Raw genomic sequence first — 15,810 nt, 5'->3', positions numbered from 1 at the left:
TCCGATCGCGGTCTTGCGCTCTCAACCGTCCCTTGTTGCGCTTCGCCAGCTCCGCGCCTTACGGTACTCATCGTACCCAAATAAGGGACATGATGTCCTCACGAACGATTTAGGCAGTGTATGCCATGACGAAGCTTTCCCCCACCGCCAACGATCCGCGGCCGCTCCCCGACATCCGCACGGGGATCAACCGAGGTGCCACGTACGGCCTGTTCGGCGACGCCGAGCAGTTCATGCCCCAGGTACGCGCGTTGGGCGGTCGGTTCGTGCGCGTGAACCTCTGCTGGTCGCAGGTCGAACCCGAACGGGGCAGGTTCGACTGGACGGTGGCCGACACCTTCTTCGATCAACTCCAGGACGGCGACGAAGCATGGGTCACCGTGGTCGCCAGCTCGCCGTGGGCCATCAAGCGACCAACGTGGTTCCTGCCTGCGTCGCCAGCCGAGGACCTCGACCGCTACCGCAGCTTCATCAACGAGTTGGTGCGACGCGGTCGAGGACGGATTCGGTTCTGGCAGTGCGAGATCGAACCCTGCATCCCCATGCTGTGGTCCGGCACGCCCGAGGAGTACCTCGCCCACCTGCACGTCTTCCACGAGGCGGTCAAGCAAGCCGATCCGGGTGCGCTCGTCGCGCTCGGCGGCGCGGTACCTGCCGCCATGATCGCCGACGACCCGAGCGGCAACGCGCTGTGGATCGACTACTTCGACCGGATCCTCCGCGACGGCGGTCCGGACTTCGACGTCTTCGACATCCATCCCTACGGCGACCCGTACCAGATCCCCGCCATGATCCAGGCGTGCCAACGGCAGATGGCGAAGCATGGCTACGACAAGCCGATCGCCGCCACGGAGTTCAACGGCCCGATGCCGACCAGCTTCCGGCAGAACCTGACGCACCTCGGACCGGTGCTCGCCGCGCATCGCCAGCAGTTCCTCGGCGAGACCTCGATCCCCGACGGAGGACCGCAGGAGAGCGAGTCCGAGCCCGCCGTGGCCGCGCTCTACGAGCGGCTGGAAACCCTTCCGGCGACGCTGCGGATGTTCATGACCGGCTGCTCACCCGACCTGGCGGCCAAGCGTCGCCGCCTCACCAGCCGGGACATCGTGACCCGCACCCTGCTCCTGCTGGCAGGCGGTGTCCGCCGAACAGCGTGTTTCCAACTAGCGCCCGAATCCCCCAACCAGGACAACCCGCACACCGTCCGGGCTCTCATGTTCGGCTCGTTCGCGCTCATGGACTTCGACGGTGCCCGCCACCAGCCAACCGCCGACACCTGCGAGCTGCTGTCCAGGTATCTAGACGGAGTGCGCGAAGTACGCCGGATCGAGCTCGTCGAGCGCCCTGAAATCCACCTCTACGAGGTGCATCGCACGTGCGACGAACCGCTGCTGGTCGCCTGGCGGCGATGCGACGACTTCGACGCCGAGGACCAACCCGCGATCCCGTTCGACCGGCCGTGGCCGCACCCCACCGCGTGCGCCGTCGACGCCTTCGGCGGCGCGGTCCGGGTCGAGGTCGCGGACGGCCGCCTCCACCTTCCCCTGTCCGTCACACCCGTCTTCATCACGCCGGGACAGCACCGATGATCCTCGCGGATGCAGGTGAAGTCCGACGCCACCAGCGGGAACCGAGTCCGCTCAGGGCACGTCCCAGCCAGTGCGCCATCGATTGGTGGTCGGTGGCGCACCGTTGCGCACATCGACGAAGGAAGCCTTCGGCATGTTCATGGCCTTCGCGGTCCTCGCTCTGCTCGCCGCCCTGGTGCTCGTGGTGCTCGGGTTCCAGGACCAACGCAAGTTGTGGTGGCGCTTCCAAGCGATGTGGTACGCGAACCCGGAGGCCAACGAACCCTCGGATGCGGCGTTCGCGGTGCAGCGGGTGGTGTGGTTCATCGGCGCGGCGGGCTTGGCTTTCGGGGGCTTCCAGCTCTACAGCACCGCCGACGACCTATCGCTGAGCGGCGGGGAGATCAAGGAAGCCGCCGAGGAAGTCGCTTCGCGGCTGCCCGACGACTCCGACGGCATCCTCCGGGACCCGACGGACCACAACTTCGCGGCCTACCTCCAGGACAAGCTGCGCGACACCGACGCGGGCGGTGACAACGGGCTGTTCACGGTTTCGCAGGCCGAGGATCCCCCGCCGGAGGACACCGTGGAGCAGGAGGGCCAGGTGACCGTGGAGCACTACACGATCAGCGCCGAGGACGCCCCCGCCGTCTGCATGACGGTCAGCGCCACCAACATCGGCGAGGCGTACCCATCGACCTATCTGCCGCCGAGCTACTGGTACGCGCTCACGGCCACCGTCGCCGACGGCTCCTGCTGAACCACCGCTGCCGAGTTCCGACTCGATGACACCACTGTGGACAGTGCGACGCGACGGCGGCGCCGCCTGCCTATGACCACTGTGGACAGATGTCCTGTCGGAACAGCGGCTGGCAGTCATAACTGGGCGGAGTCGACAGGAAACCGTTCGTTGACAACTCCGAGCTGGCCGCGTAACTTCCTGGAATCGTTTCCAGGAACGATTCCAGGACAGCAAGGGAGCTGGTCGTGCAGGAATCGAGCAGGTCGACGATGCGGATCGAACGAATCGAGACCATTCCGCTGCGAGTGCCGCTGGGGCGCGTTTACCGGGGCAGCTACTACTGGATGACCCACCGGTCGACGATCGTCACCCGGGTCCACATGAGCAACGGCATCGTGGGTGAGGCGTTCGTCGGAGACGAGGACGACACCAACGCCGCCATCGAGCGGGTCATCCACGACGAGATCTTCCCGAAGGTCGAGGGCGAGAACGCGTTGCAGGTGCAGCGGGTTTGGCAGCTGATGCGCCCGGTGACCTTCAACATCCTCCGCGACCGGCGGATCGGCCTGGTCGCCCAGGCGTGCGTGGACACCGCCGTGTGGGACGCGATCGGGAAGTGCTACGGGCAACCGCTGTGGCAGGTCTGGGGCGGATTCCGCAACGAGATCCCGATGATCTGGACCGGCGGGTACTACGACGAGCCGGGCGGCATCGAGGCGGAGCTGCGGCGGGCCGAGGACGCTGGTGTGCACGGCATGAAGTTCAAGGTCGGCGGCCTGACCCCAGAGGAGGACGCCGAGCGGTTCATCGCCGCGCGCAAGGCGGTCGGCGACGACTTCGTGCTGATCGCCGACGCCAACCAGGGTTGGAACCCGGAGCAGGCGGTCCGGTTCGCCCGGTTGGTCGCCGACCACGACCTGTTCTACTTCGAGGAGCCCGTGCGGTGGGACAACGACCACCGCGGGATGCGGGACGTCCGCTACCGGTCGGGTGCGCGGATCTGCGCGGGGCAGAGCGAGTTCTCCGCCGGTGGCTGCCGGGACCTGATGGTCGCCGGGGCGATCGACTTCTGCAATTTCGACGGTTCCTGGTCCGGCGGGCCGACCGAATGGCTGCGCGTCGCGGCGATGGCCCTGACCTTCGACGTGACCATGAGCCACCACGAGGAAGCGCACATCGGCGCCCACCTGCTCGCGGCGATCCCGAACGGCACCTTCGCCGACACCATGCACGTCGACCGCGATCCGATCTGGCACGGGCTGATCGCCAACAAGCCGGACCTGGCAGGCGGCACGATCACCCTCGGCGACCGACCGGGGCTGGGTTGGGAACTCGACGAGGACTTCATCCGGAAGTACGCCGTGGTCTACGACGAGAACGGGCTCATCGCGGAGGGTCCGCGGTGAGCGCGGCGTCGGCCGCTCCGCGGGAGCTGAGCCGATCGGAACTGCGCAGGGTGCTGGTGTCGAGCGTCATCGGCACGGCGGTCGAGTGGTACGACTTCTACCTGTTCGCGATCTCGTCGTCGGTCGTCTTCGGGCAGCTGTTCTTCCCGCAGTTCGACGAGACGACCGGGACGATCAGCGCGTTCGCCACCTTCGCCATCGGGTTCTTCGTGCGTCCCCTCGGCGGGGCGTTCTTCGGCCACTTCGGCGACCGGATCGGCCGGAAGAACGTCCTGGTCATCACGCTGATCATGATGGGCGTGGCGTCCACCCTGATCGGGCTGCTGCCGACCTACGCCTCGGTCGGGATCTGGGGCGCGGTGCTGCTCACCTTGCTGCGCGCCGCACAGGGATTCGGCGCCGGGGCCGAATACGGCGGCGCGGTGCTGATGTTGGCCGAGACCGCGCCGGTGCGGCGCCGCGGGTTCTACTCGGCACTCCCCTACACCGGCGTCGCGGCCGGGCTGATCATGGCCAACGGCGTCTACGCGTTGATGTCGGGGCTGCCGGAGGAGGAATTCCTCAGCTGGGGCTGGCGAATCCCGTTCCTGCTCAGCATCGTCGGTGTCGCGATCGGACTCGTCATGCGCCTCCGGCTGCACGAGACCCCGGTCTTCCAGGAGATCAAGCAGGCCGGTCAGCAGGCGAAGCGTCCGATCGTCCAGGTGTTCCGGCGGTCCTGGCGGAACCTGCTGTGCGCCTGGGGCGCGCAGATGGGCGACAAGTCGCTGGCCTACATCTTCGAGTCGCTGGTCATCGTCTACGTCACCGACGAGTTGGGGTTGCCGGAGCAGATGGTGCTGACCGGTCTGCTCGTCGCCTCGGCGATCCAGTTCGTCACCATCCCGGCGTTCGCGGCGCTGTCCGACCGCATCGGGCGCCGACCGGTCTACATCCTCGGCGCGGTTCTCTCGGCGCTGTTCGCCTACCCGTTCTTCCTGCTGCTCGACACCGGGAGCACCTTGTGGATCTGGCTGTCGATCATCTTCGCGTCCGGGGTGGCGAAGACCATGATGACCGCGGCCCAGGCCGGGTGGTTCGCCGAGATGTTCCCGTCGGCCGTGCGCTACAGCGGGTTCGCGCTCGCCAGGGAAGGCATGGCGCCGCTCTCCGGTGGGCTCGCGCCGTTGATCTCGGCCTCGCTGCTCGCGCTGGGCGGCGGGTCGCCGCACTGGGTCGTCGTCTACATCGCCGGGCTGGCGGTCATCACGACCGTCTCCGTTTGGCTCGGACCCGAGACGCGCGACGTCGACATGTTCCCCGAAGCAGCCGAGGACGCCCGCGCGGCCGAACTCCCTTCGAAACCGATTGGATCGACTGAATGAGCTTGACACCGCTGAAGATCGTCGATGTCGAGGCGATCCCCATCCGGGCTCCGCTGGCTCGCGAGTTCAAGGGCAGCTACTACCGGATGACGCACCGGGCGACGATCGTCGTGCGGTTGATCACGGACCAGGGCCTCGTCGGCGAGGCGTACGCCGGGGACGAGGACGCCACCGCGGCCGAGATCCTGGCGGTGATCCGGAAGGAGGTCACCCCGGTGGTCGTCGGGATGGACGCCATGGCCACCGAACGGTGCTGGGCAGCGATGTACCCGGTGACGTTCGACATCCTGCGGGATCGCCGCATCGGGCTCGTCGCCCTCGCGGCGGTCGACGCCGCGATCTGGGACGCCGTGGGAAAGGCGCTCGGGCAGCCGCTGTGGCGGCTGTGGGGCGGGGCTCGCGACCGGGTGCCGATGACCGCCATCGGCGGCTACTACGGCGAGCCGCTGGGGTCGATCGCCGAGGAGATCTCCTACTACCGCGACGAGTTGGGGCTGGCGGGGGTGAAGTTCAAAGTGGGCGGACGCGCCCCGGCCGTCGACGCCGAGCGGGTCGAGGCCGCCCGCGAGGCGGCTGGCGACGCCTTCGTGATCTGCATCGACGCCAACCAGGGCTACACGGTGCCGGAGGCCGTCGCGCTGTGCCAGCGGATCCGGCACCTGGACATCCGGTGGTTCGAAGAACCGGTCCGCTGGCACAACGACCGCAGGGGGCTGCGCGACGTGCGCAGCATCGGCGGCATCCCGGTCGCCGCGGGGCAGACCGAGCTGACGCCGAGCGGCTGCCGCGATCTGATGGAGACCGGTTCGATCGACGTGTGCAACTTCGACGCGTCCTGGTCAGGAGGGCCCACCGCTTGGCGGCGCACCGCCGCGGTGGCGACGACCTACGACGTGGAGATGGGACACCACGAAGAACCGCAGGTCAGCACGCATCTGGTGGCGAGCGTGCCGCACGGCACGTTCGCGGAGTGCTTCCACCCGGACCGCGACCCGTTCTGGTGGTCCCTGGTGCGGAACCGGCCGCGGCTCGTCGACGGCCACCTGGCCCTGCCGACCGGACCAGGCTTCGGCTGGGACCTGGACTGGGACTACATCCACCGCCACCGCCTCGACACCTAGGAGCCGTCTTCGAACTCGTTTTGCGTGGCGGTGCGGGTGACGCAGCTGGGCGGGTTCGGTCCGTTGTGGCGGCGTTACCATTGCGCCGGAGTGCGAGCGCCGCCGCGGGCGGCCGGAAATCATCTGGAGACGTGTTGGGCGGCGAGTCGAAGCCCGTGACCGAGCCGGGCGGCCGCGTCAACCTGCGCGACGTCGCCCAGCGCGCCGGAGTCGCGATGTCCACCGTGTCGCGGGTGCTGTCCGACCACCCCGATGTCAGCGAGGCCACCCGCGACCGCGTGATGGCCGTCGTCGACGAACTCGGGTACCAGCCCAACGCTCTCGGCCAGATGCTGCGGCGCGGCGCTACCCGGACCGTCGGCTTCGCCATCGGCGACATCTCCAATCCGCTGTTCGCGCAGATCGCACTCGGCGCCGAGGCCGTGCTCGGCGAACACGGGTACTCCCTCCTGCTCAGCAACTCGATGGGTGACCCCGACCGCGAACTGCGCAACCTCCGGATGCTGGAGCAGCGGCGCGTGGACGGGCTGCTGTTGTCCGTCACGACCGAACGGGACGCGAAGCTGCTCACCAACCTGGAGCACTTCGAAGGACCCATGGTGGCCATCGACCGGGAGATCCGGCTGAGCACCGCCATCGGCTCGGTGTGCTCCGATCACCGGACCGGCATCGCGGACGCGGTGCGCGCGCTGCACCAGGCCGGTCACCGGCACATCGCGTTGATCGCCGGACTCGCCACTCTTCGTCCGGGCCGTGAACGCATCGAAACGGCCACCACGACAGCCGAATCCCTCGGTCTGCGCTGCACCGTGCGAGCCACCGAAGGCTTCACCCCGATCGGGACGGATGACGTGCTCGGGCTGTTCGACGCGCCCGACGCGCCGACCGCGTTCATCGCCGGGAACAACCAGATGCTCGGCAGCGTGCTGGCCGCGCTGGAGACGGCCGGCCTGTCGCATCCAGCAGACGTATCCCTGGTCACCTGCGACGACGTGCCGCTGTTGCGGTTCTTCCGGCCCAGGATCGCCACCGTGCGCCGGGACCCCTTCCAACTCGGGCGGGCGGCGGCCGGGATGCTCGTGGAAAACCTCGCGGGAACCGGGAAACTCGAAGACCTGCACCTGCCGACGTCCTTCGAACCAGGTGAAAGCATCACCCGCCCGAGGTGATCCCGGTTCAGTTGCCGACCACGCCGCGGAAGGTTTCCTCGGTTTCCACGAGCATGCGGGCAAGGTCGGCGCCGCCGAGGAATTGCGTGGGCACGTAACGCCGGTCGAGGTTGTCGAGCACGCCGGGGTCGGCCGAAGCGCGGCGCAGCACGTCTTCGAGCCTGCGCACCACCGGATCGGGCGTCTCCTGCGAAGCGAGCACGCCGAATGTCGTGGTGCTGTGGACTAGTTCGGGATATCCCAGCTCCGCGAAGGTCGGCGCGTCGAGGTAGTCCAGCCGTGTCGGGGTGCCCACGGCCAGTGGTCGCAGCTGACCGGACTCGATGGCTGGCAGCACGTCCTGCGAGGCGTTGACGAAGCCGACGGTGACGTTGTCGCCGAGCAACGCCGCCTGCACCTCCGAGTTCCCGTTGAAGGGAACGACTTCCAGCGGCACGCCGTAGAGCTTGGTGATCCGCCTGGTCTCCGCGGCGTGGGTGTTGGTCGCGCCGGGCGTCCCGACCTTGACCTTGGTCGGATTGGCCTTGGCGTCCTCGAACAGGGACTTCAAGTCCTGGTAGGGCGAATCGGCGGGCACCACCAGCGCCGACGGGACCTGCGTCGCGACGGCGATCGGCTTGAAGTTCTCGCGGGTGTACCCGACGTCGTTGGTGAGGTAGTTGAGCACCAGGGTCGGCAGGGCGCACATCGAGATCGTGTAGCCGTCCGGCTTGGCCGAGAGCAATTCCTGGTACGCCGCGGTGCCGGATGCGCCGGGCAGGTTCTCCACGACGACCGGCTGGCCGAGTTCCCGCTCGATGTAGCGGCCGAGGGATCTGGCCGCGATGTCGGTGGGGCCACCTGCGGTGTAGGGCACCAACATGCGGATCTGCTTGGTGGGATAAGCCTCCTCGCCGCTGCGCGAGCCCGAACCGCAGGCGGCGAGCAACAACGCCGCCAACAGCGCGGCGGTCAAGGCGCACAGCGCCTGCCATGTCGATCGAGCCATGCCAACCTCACACCGTCGGGAACGCGCGGCTTCGATCGGGGACACTAGCCCGAATCCGGATCATGCTTTGATTCGTTTTCCGACCACGATTGATAGGTTTTCGATCTCAATCGAGATGGTGTCCATTGTGCATGAATAGCTTGTCCACAATGGACTCGATGTCAGGTGAGGCCGGTGCATGGCGAACGGGCGGACAGTGCTGCCTAGAACTGGCAGCCTTCAGCGCCTGAAATATCCGGTCAGGTTTGACTGCCTAAAACTGATGCCGACCGGGTTTCAGGTTCGGTCGGCTTGCTCGCGGTTCAGGTCGTTGTAGACCGTGCAGCGCCACGTGCCCGGCGGCGGTCGACCGCACTCCGGCGTGGCACCGCTCCAGCAGCGGTGCCATGAGAGCCAGGCGGGTCGGCGTCGAGGCGCCCAACGCGGTCGCCCCGCACGTCAGAGCACCCGCAGGCCGACCGATCCGCTCGGCGCCATCGGCGGGCCGCGCACGCCCGAAGGGCGCCTGACCAGCGCAGACCGGTTGAGCTGCGGGGTGGTCGCGGCAGTACTCAGGCCGAATGCGTGCGCGGGATGAGTAGTTCGGCGCATATCCGACTCCGGTGTCGAACGTCACGCTGGACAGCACGGAAAACAGGTTGACCCACCAGACAGCCACCGAGGAATCGGGGTGTGTGACCATGTCCCAGCTCATCCAGCAATCTCGCAATGCGGAACTCGCCGCCTGCTCGTTGGACGAACTCGATCGGCGGGCCAATCTCGCGGAGCTCTGCATGAACCACGCCCTCGAACAGCAGTGCTGGGAACTCGTGAAGCGGCACCGCCGTGAAGTGCTGGTCGTCCAGGCGGAAATCCGGCGGCGGCTGAACTCCCTGGAGGACTTCCCCGGCCACGTCGGAACCCGCCTGGACGAGTGGACCGACGGCACAGCCACCTACTGCTGAACCCCACCCACCACACCGCTACATACTCCGTTCGCGTGAAGGGTGAAGGGCACCTTTTACCAAGTTACTTGGTAGGAGGTGCCCTTCGCTCACCACTCGATTGGTGGTGCGCCGCGTCGGAGCGGAGCCGTGTGCGGGTTGTTCACCGGTAGGTTTCAGACCGCGAGAGCGGGGAGTTGTGCGGCTACCTCGGCGGGGGTTGGCATGGCGGCTACCTCGGCGGCCAGGCGTTCGGCTGCCGAGTGGACGGACTCGTCGGTCAGCAGCCGTCGCGCTTGTTCGGTGACGGCTTCCGCGGTGACCTGCTCGCCCAACAGGCGGTCGCCGACGCCGAGTTCGAACACCGTGTCGGCATTGGTGAACTGGTCCGCGCCCTGCGGCAGCAGCAGCTGCGGCAACCCGGCCCCGAACGCACCGAGCGTGGTGCCGCTACCTCCGTGGTGCACGACGAGGTCGACGTGCGGCAGCAGGTCCGCCTGCGGCACCCAGGCTTCGAGGCGCACGTTCGCCGGGACGTCGCCCAGCTCCGCCACCTGCACCGTCGGCCCCGTCGCGACCAGGACGTCGGCGTCGAGCACGGCGAGACCCGCGATGGCCTCGCCCAGGACCGGAACGCTGCCCATCGCGGTCCCCAGGGTCAGGTAGATCAGCGGACGGCTCCGGCCCTCGTCCGCGATGCCCGCGGGCAGGTCGCCCGGCTCGTTCCAACCGACCGGTCGCAACGGCACGCGGTTCGCACGGGCCTTGAATTCGGGCGCCTGCGCCGATTCCGGGCAGATGTCGATGAAGCGGTTGCCGAAGGATGGAAAATCGGCTCCCCCGATACCGAACTCGGCCGCGCAGGCGGCCATGCGCTGCTGGATCGCGGAGCCCAGATCGCTCTGCGAGACCCGGCCGAACCCGTGGCTGAGCGCGGGAAGCCCGGCCAGCTCGGCAGCGATCGCGCCGCCGGTGTTCCCGGCCTCGTAGACCACCAGGTCGGGTCGTTGCCGTTCGAAGAGCGCACCGAGGTCGGTGACGAACCGGCGCGGCAGGACATCACCGAACACGGACGCGATGACCTGGTCCAGTTCCGCCGTGGAGATCTCCTCCCGTTGCCGGGTCTCCCCGGCGAACGCCGCACCGAACGCGGCACGCACGCTGAGCCCGGCGGGTACGGCTTCCAGACCGGCCTTCCGCGCGGTCGGCAGGAACTCGTCAGCCGTCGCGAAGACGACGTGGTGCCCGGCATCGCGAGCGGCTACCGCCAACGGGAGCAGCGGATACATGTGTCCATGGGTCGCCAAGGAAGTGAAGAGCAAACGCACTCCACCGACTCTAGCCGCGCACCACGACACCGGGGTCGAACACGGGCGACGAACCCGGTCGGCACGGTTCAGCCGAGCCCGGCTCGCCCAATCTTCCAATAACCCAGAAAGGTGATGTCGGACCACCGATGCGACGCAACAGCCAGTTGTCCGGCATCGACGACGAGGTCATGATCAGCCACGCGACTGACGACGTGAGCCATCGGTGGCCACTGTGGACGGTCAGTGCAGCAGGACGCGATTGGCCATGGCTTGGTGGCGGTATTCGGTTGGAGCTTGGCCGGTTTCCCGCTTGAACACCTGGCCGAAGTGCGATGGACTGGTGAAGCCCCGGTGGGCCGCGATGGCCGAGACCGTGATGCCCGCCATCGCCGGGTCGGACAGATCTCGTTGGCACAGCTCGATCCGACGCGTGCGGATCCACCGGGCTACGCTGGAATCCGTCTGCTCGAACAGGTTGTGCAGGTGGCGCAGCGAGATGTAGTGCGCCGCAGCGATCTGCGCCGGGCCCAGCTCCGGGTCGCCGAGGTGGTCGTCGATGTACTCCCGGATCCGTTGCAGCAGGACGTCTCGCCGCGTCGTGCTGGGCTCGACGTTCCCGCCCAGTTCGGTTCGCAGCATGGTGCTCACCAGGTCCATCACGTTGTGCACCGCGACCGCGCCGTGCGCGCCCAGCGAATCCAGGTTGCGGTTCAGGCTGATCAGCATGTCCCACACGACGGAGGGCAGGCCGGGCGCGTATTCGAACGCGGTCGCGGTGACGCCACCGAGCGGGTCGGCGTTGCGGGAACCCAGCCGCTCCTTCGGGAACCGGATGCAGGTCGACTTGTAGTCATCGCTGGCGGTCAGCGCCGCAGGCCTGGACGAGTCGTAGATCGCGAACAACCCCGGTTTGAGCACCGCGACCCGGTCGTCCTGCGCGATCCGCAACTCCCCGGACAGTTGCAACGTCATCACGTAAAAACCGGCGTCGGCAGCCGAGATCGCGCTGTGGTCGCGATAGGCGGCGTGCTTCGCGCAGGCCATGTTGACGAAGTCGACGCCGCCCAGCGACCGGTCGCGGATCATCCCGGCGAAGGCGCGCGGCCGATCGCAGTCGAACTGGAAGCTCATCACGCTGCGCCGCACGGCACTGGTCCACGCGCCGAACGGCACCTCCGGATCGCGCGGCGGGGCGAGCAGGTCGGCAGTGTGCTCCGCCAGCGACGTCATCGTCATCTCCACGGCTCACGGTCGCGCGCTCGATCGGGACACGCTGCTCAAGCGCGATCGCGGAACAAGACGCCGACATGATACACGTCACAGCCGAGACCATGCGCGGATACGAGATGTCCGTGCGCTCTCGCACAACGCCTGCCCCGCAGGCCATTCCTAGGGTCGACGCAAGTCCGTCGGCGCATTGCGGAGGTTGCTCATGGCTTACGTCGAAGGTTCGCACCACGTAACGCTGTCCGTGGCGCATGCCCAGGAGGACGTCGACTTCCACGTCAAGGTCCTCGGGCTGCGCTTCATCAAGCGCACCGTGCTGTTCGACGGTTCGCTGCCCATCTACCACCTGTACTACTCCAACGCCAACGGCGATCCGTCCAGCGTGGTGACCACGTTCCCGTGGGCGCAGGCGGGTTTCTTCGGCAAGCGCGGCACCAACCAGGCCCGCGAGGTGCTGCTGTCGATCCCGCACGAGTCGATGAGCTACTGGCACCAGCGGCTCACCGAGCACGACATCCAGGTGACCGACGTCGAGCGCTTCGGGCAGCGGCGGCTGGCCTTCCGCCATCCCTGCGGCATCGAGTACTTCTTCGTCGGCAACTCCGGCGACCAGCGCGTCGGGCACACCGGTCACGGCGTGCCGCAGGAACACGCGATCCACGGCCTGCACGGCGTGGGCGTGCACATGACCACACCGGACCGAATGCTGGAATTCGCCAGCGAATCGTTCTTCTCCCAGGGGAAACTCGCCGAGGAAGGCGACGTCGCCGCGCTGCAGGTGGGCAACCAGAAGTACGGCAACCACATCGAGATCACCTTCAACCGGACCGACGACCAGGGCACCTGGCGGTACGGCGCGGGCACCTACCACCACTTCGCGTGGAACGTTGCCACGCTGGAGAACCAGGACGACGTCAAGTTCGAGATCGAAGGCCACGGCTACACCGACATCTCAGAACTGAAGGACCGCAAGTACTTCAAGAGCGTCTACGTGCGCACCCCCAGCGGCGCGCTCTTCGAACTCGCGGTCACGCACGCCGAGGGCGGCTGGACCTGCGACGAGTCGCCGCAGGAGCTCGGCACGAAGTTCCAACTGCCCGAGCAGTTCGAGCACCGCCGGGAGGAGATCTTCAGCCAACTCGAACCGATCAACATCTAGGGGCAGGCGGATGGCAGCACCTCACGAGTTTCCTGGCCGGGAGATCACCATCCGGCGCGGCCAGTTCTGGATTCCCGGTGAGCGGGTGGCGACCCCCGGCGGCACCGTGCAGCGGGCACCGATGTTCGTCCAGTGGGAGGCGCCGCCCGAGCACGCGCACCCGCTGCCGCTCGTGCTGGTGCACGGTGGCGGTGGGCAGGGCACCGACTGGACCGGTACGCCGGACGGGCGCCCCGGCTGGGCGACCCGGTTGGTCGAGGCGGGTTTCGCGGTGTACGTGGTGGACCGCTGCGGCCACGGGCGCTCGCCCTACCACCCGGACGTCGTCGGACCGATGGGTGCGCAGTTTCCGTACGAGGCGGCCACCGCCCTGTTCCTGCCCGACGACGCTCGCGGTGAACAGACGCAGTGGACCCTCCAGCGGGAGATCGGTTCCGCCGACGTCGACCAGTTGGTGAGTCCGATGGGACCGCTACCGGCCGATCTCGCCGAATCGCAGCGCTTGGACGCCGACCGGCTGGCCCGCCTGCTTGATGTCATCGGCAGGGCCGTGCTGGTGACGCATTCCGCGGGCGGGCCGGTCGGTTGGTTGGCCGCCAACGCCCGACCGGACCAGGTCGCGGCGATCGTCGCGATCGAGCCGATGGGACCGGCATACGCGGAATTCCCCGGCCTCGGCACCCTCACCTGGGGACTGACCAGTGCGAAGATCACCTGCGATCCGCCAGCCCAGCGTCCCGAAGACGTTGCCGGGCGGCGGATTCCGGGGCTGGCGGACAAGCCGGTCGCGGTCGTCACCGGTGGCGCGTCGGCATTCGCCGGATTCGCACCGCAGGTCGTGGAATTCCTCCAGGCAGCCGGAGCCCGCGCCGAACACCTGCACCTGCCCGACCACGGCATCACCGGCAACGGTCACGCGCTGATCTTCGAAGCCAACTCCGATGAAACGGTGAAACCGGTCATCGACTGGATCCGCACGGTAGAAGGGGATTGACCACCATGAGCCAGTTGCACGTCAGCGACGAGTTCGACGCCCTCATCGGACGGTTGGCGGAGATCTCCCCGGTGCTGCGGGAGAACGCGGAGCAGGGCGAGGAACTGGGGCGGCTCACCGACGAGGCCGCCAAGGCCCTGCTGGCCAGCGGTGCGTTGCGCATCGGCATCCCGCACGAGCTCGGCGGATACGAGTTCTCGCCTCGGCAGGTGATCCACACGATCGCGGAGATCTCGTACGCGGACGCCTCGACCGGCTGGGCGTTCATGGCGTTGCAGTTGGCCACCGGCACGACGGCCGCCTACCTCGGACCAGCGGCGGCGGCCGAGCTGTTCCCCGACGTCCACAATGGACGCCACGCGCTGATGGCCGGGCAGGGCACCAAACTGGGCAAGGCGATCAAGGTCGACGGCGGTTACCGGATCAGCGGGCACTGGCACTTCGCCTCCGGCATTTCCATGGCCAGCCACGTCCACACCGCCGCGTTGTGCGAGGAGACCGGTGAAGCGCTGATCTTCACGCTGCCCCGCGATCAGGCCACCCTGGTGGACAACTGGGACGTGATGGGGCTGCGCGCGACGAGCAGCATCGACTACACCTTCGAGGACGTGTTCGTACCGGACGCCTACGCCTACGAGATCGCCACGATGGACGTGCGCACCGGCGGCGCCATCTACCGGATGGGCCTGGCCAACATGGCGGGCATCTGCCACACCGGATGGGCGCTCGGAGTCGGGCGCCGCATGCTGGACGAGATGCGCGCGCTGGCCGCGAGGAAATCCGGCGCTCCCAACGCCACCGTGGACACCCAGCAGTTCTACGCCGAGTACGCCCAGGCGGAGGCCAAGCTGCGGTCGGCGCGGGCGTTCGCGATGGAGGTGTGGGCGGACTGCGAGGCGACGCTCGATCGCGGTGAGCGCCTGACGACCGAGCAGGAGACGCTCACCCGGCTGATGCTGAACAACACCACGTGGTCGGTGCACTCGGTTGGCCAGACGGTGTACAAGTGGGCGGGCACCGCGGCGCTGCGCCAGGGCGCGCTGCAACGCTTCTTCCGCGACCTGCACGCTGGCACCCAGCACGTCACCTCCGGTCCGGTGGTGCTGCAGAACTGCGGAAAGCTGCTCAGCGGGTTGGCCCCGAACGCGCGCTGGGTGTTCCTCGATCTGGCGGAGCAGAAGTGAAAACCGACGTCCCGATGGTCGAGTGGGGCGTGCCGCTGGAGCGCGCGGAGCTCGTTGTGCTGGCGGTGCACGGACGCGATCAGAGTCCGAGTTTCATGCGGGAGACCGCGGATCGCTTCGGTCCGGCGCCGGTTCGCTTCCACGCGCCGGAGGCGGTCGGCAACACCTGGTACCCGAAGCCGTTCCTGGTGCCCATCGAAGAGAACCAGCCCGCGCTGGACATCTCGCTCGGTGTTGTCGGCGAGTGCGTGGATCAGTTGGCGAGCAAGGGTTTCCCGCCGGAACGCGTTGTCCTGTGGGGTTTTTCGCAGGGCGCCTGCCTGCTTTCGCATTACGTGCTGACCGTCGCGCCCAGGCAGTTCGGCGGCATCATCCTGTTCACCGGCGGCTATATCGGGCCACTTCCGTTGCGGCCACCGGGCGGCTCGCCGTTGCGCGGTGTGGAAGTCCTGATGCGCAGCGTCGACGAGGACCCCTGGGTGCCGCGTCACCGGGTGGCGAGCACCGCGGCGACGCTGCGGCACGCCGGGGCATCGGTCGATCTGCGCATCGACCCCGGAAACGAGCACATCATCACCGACGAGGCGTGCGCGGCCGCGACGAACCTGCTCGCAGCCGGACGCTCGTCTCGATGAAGAATTCCGCGTGCACGGGG

Annotated in this window: 14 protein-coding genes; 11 read left to right on the top strand and 3 right to left on the bottom strand. The window is 67.9% G+C overall.

Annotated features, from left to right (window positions below):
- Positions 1–125: 125 nt before the first annotated feature.
- From MOQ72_RS15290 to MOQ72_RS15265, 6 genes are all read left to right on the top strand, one after another.
- Positions 126–1,589, top strand: a complete 1,464-nt coding sequence (locus tag MOQ72_RS15290; protein ID WP_242184191.1) for a beta-galactosidase — start codon at positions 126–128, stop codon at positions 1,587–1,589.
- Positions 1,590–1,692: 103 nt separating this feature from the next.
- Positions 1,693–2,328 carry a hypothetical protein gene (locus MOQ72_RS15285; protein WP_242184190.1) on the top strand — a complete coding sequence of 212 codons (636 nt, stop codon included), beginning with the start codon at positions 1,693–1,695 and terminating at the stop codon, positions 2,326–2,328.
- A gap of 251 nt (positions 2,329–2,579) precedes the next feature.
- Positions 2,580–3,716 (top strand): mandelate racemase/muconate lactonizing enzyme family protein, encoded by a 1,137-nt coding sequence (locus tag MOQ72_RS15280; RefSeq protein WP_242184189.1) that lies wholly within the window; start codon positions 2,580–2,582, stop codon positions 3,714–3,716.
- Positions 3,713–5,080 carry an MFS transporter gene (locus tag MOQ72_RS15275; protein WP_242184188.1) on the top strand — a complete coding sequence of 456 codons (1,368 nt, stop codon included), beginning with the start codon at positions 3,713–3,715 and terminating at the stop codon, positions 5,078–5,080. The genes MOQ72_RS15280 and MOQ72_RS15275 overlap by 4 nt, the downstream gene beginning before the upstream one ends.
- Complete coding sequence (locus MOQ72_RS15270) at positions 5,077–6,201, top strand: mandelate racemase/muconate lactonizing enzyme family protein (protein WP_242184187.1); 1,125 nt, start codon at positions 5,077–5,079, stop codon at positions 6,199–6,201. The genes MOQ72_RS15275 and MOQ72_RS15270 overlap by 4 nt, the downstream gene beginning before the upstream one ends.
- Before the next feature lie 134 nt (positions 6,202–6,335).
- A complete protein-coding gene (locus MOQ72_RS15265) occupies positions 6,336–7,370 on the top strand; it encodes a LacI family DNA-binding transcriptional regulator (RefSeq protein ID WP_242184186.1) in 1,035 nt (344 codons plus the stop codon).
- A 7-nt stretch (positions 7,371–7,377) separates the two neighbouring features.
- On the opposite strand, the gene MOQ72_RS15260 is transcribed toward MOQ72_RS15265, so the two are convergent.
- Positions 7,378–8,358: a tripartite tricarboxylate transporter substrate binding protein gene (locus tag MOQ72_RS15260; protein WP_242184185.1), complete on the bottom strand. Its 981-nt coding sequence runs from the start codon at positions 8,356–8,358 to the stop codon at positions 7,378–7,380.
- 680 nt (positions 8,359–9,038) lie between these two features.
- Here MOQ72_RS15260 and MOQ72_RS15255 point away from each other — a divergent pair.
- Positions 9,039–9,302 (top strand): hypothetical protein, encoded by a 264-nt coding sequence (locus tag MOQ72_RS15255; protein ID WP_242184184.1) that lies wholly within the window; start codon positions 9,039–9,041, stop codon positions 9,300–9,302.
- Between the two features lie 155 nt (positions 9,303–9,457).
- Here the strand turns inward: MOQ72_RS15255 and MOQ72_RS15250 are convergent, their stop codons facing one another.
- Positions 9,458–10,609: a glycosyltransferase gene (locus MOQ72_RS15250; RefSeq protein WP_242184182.1), complete on the bottom strand. Its 1,152-nt coding sequence runs from the start codon at positions 10,607–10,609 to the stop codon at positions 9,458–9,460.
- A 222-nt stretch (positions 10,610–10,831) separates the two neighbouring features.
- Complete coding sequence (locus tag MOQ72_RS15245; protein WP_242184181.1) at positions 10,832–11,821, bottom strand: AraC-like ligand-binding domain-containing protein; 990 nt, start codon at positions 11,819–11,821, stop codon at positions 10,832–10,834.
- Between the two features lie 202 nt (positions 11,822–12,023).
- On the opposite strand from MOQ72_RS15245, the gene MOQ72_RS15240 reads away from it, so the two are divergent.
- The 4 genes from MOQ72_RS15240 to MOQ72_RS15225 are packed head-to-tail and all read left to right on the top strand — an operon-like array spanning position 12,024 to position 15,790.
- On the top strand, positions 12,024–12,977 hold the full coding sequence (locus MOQ72_RS15240) for a VOC family protein (RefSeq protein ID WP_242184180.1): 954 nt from the start codon (positions 12,024–12,026) through the stop codon (positions 12,975–12,977).
- Between the two features lie 10 nt (positions 12,978–12,987).
- Entirely contained in the window at positions 12,988–13,971 is a 984-nt protein-coding gene (locus tag MOQ72_RS15235) for an alpha/beta fold hydrolase (RefSeq protein ID WP_242184179.1), read from the top strand.
- Between the two features lie 5 nt (positions 13,972–13,976).
- Entirely contained in the window at positions 13,977–15,155 is a 1,179-nt protein-coding gene (locus MOQ72_RS15230; protein ID WP_242184178.1) for an acyl-CoA dehydrogenase family protein, read from the top strand.
- On the top strand, positions 15,152–15,790 hold the full coding sequence (locus tag MOQ72_RS15225; RefSeq protein WP_242184177.1) for an alpha/beta hydrolase: 639 nt from the start codon (positions 15,152–15,154) through the stop codon (positions 15,788–15,790). Before MOQ72_RS15230 ends, MOQ72_RS15225 begins: the two co-directional genes overlap by 4 nt.
- The last annotated feature ends 20 nt before the right edge of the window (positions 15,791–15,810 follow it).

It is taken from the genome of Saccharopolyspora soli (genome assembly GCF_022678645.1).
Classification (GTDB): Bacteria; Actinomycetota; Actinomycetes; order Mycobacteriales; family Pseudonocardiaceae; genus Saccharopolyspora; species Saccharopolyspora soli.
This window is presented reverse-complemented; position numbering and strand designations above follow the sequence as displayed.